We start from the raw sequence: 628 nt of genomic DNA on the forward strand, positions 1-628 counted from the left end.
GTGCGGCCCCGCCCTTCATAGAGGAAGGCATCGATCCCGGCTTCGCGCAGATGGTGGAGCGCGGTGAGGCCGGCGATGCCGCCGCCGATGATCGCCACCCGGCCCGCAGGCCGCGCCGCTGCCGGGCGCGAAGCTGTCGACCACCCCCTCGAACATCCGATCGGGATAGCCGTCGACGCGGACCACCGCGCGCTGGCCCGGGCGGATCCGCGCCAGCTGCGTTTCCTTGAAATTAGCGACCACGTAGACCCCGGCGACGGAGACGATGTCGAGCAATCGCACGCCCGGAGCGACCAGCCGGCCGACGCGCACCTGGCGATCGCCGACCACGCCGGCGACGGGCGCGCGGACCACGGTGTTGTCGAGATCGATGCGGGCGAGCTCGCGCACCGCCTCAGCCTGCGCCAGCGCGGCAGCGGCCGCCTCGCTCTGCGCGCCGAGCACTTCGATCCGCTGGCGCTGCGCGTCGATGGCAGCGGACGACGCCTTGGCGTCGGCGCTCGCTCGCGTCCGGCCCGCTTCGGCCTCGTCGAGCCGCGCCCGGCTGACCCAGCCCTGCGCGGCGAGCTCACGGTGGCGCGTGGCGGTGGTGGTGGCGAGGTCGAGCGCGGCGAGAGCGGCGCTGCGT

General features: G+C 74.5%; 1 protein-coding gene. It reads right to left on the reverse strand.

Annotated features, from left to right (window positions below):
• Nucleotides 1-15 precede the first annotated feature (15 nt).
• Nucleotides 16-628: efflux RND transporter periplasmic adaptor subunit (locus tag J7528_RS23895; RefSeq protein ID WP_291879841.1), on the reverse strand; the 613-nt coding region annotated here is incomplete at its 5' end.

It is taken from the genome of Caulobacter sp., from assembly GCF_017744445.1.
Lineage (GTDB): Bacteria > Pseudomonadota > Alphaproteobacteria > Caulobacterales > Caulobacteraceae > Caulobacter.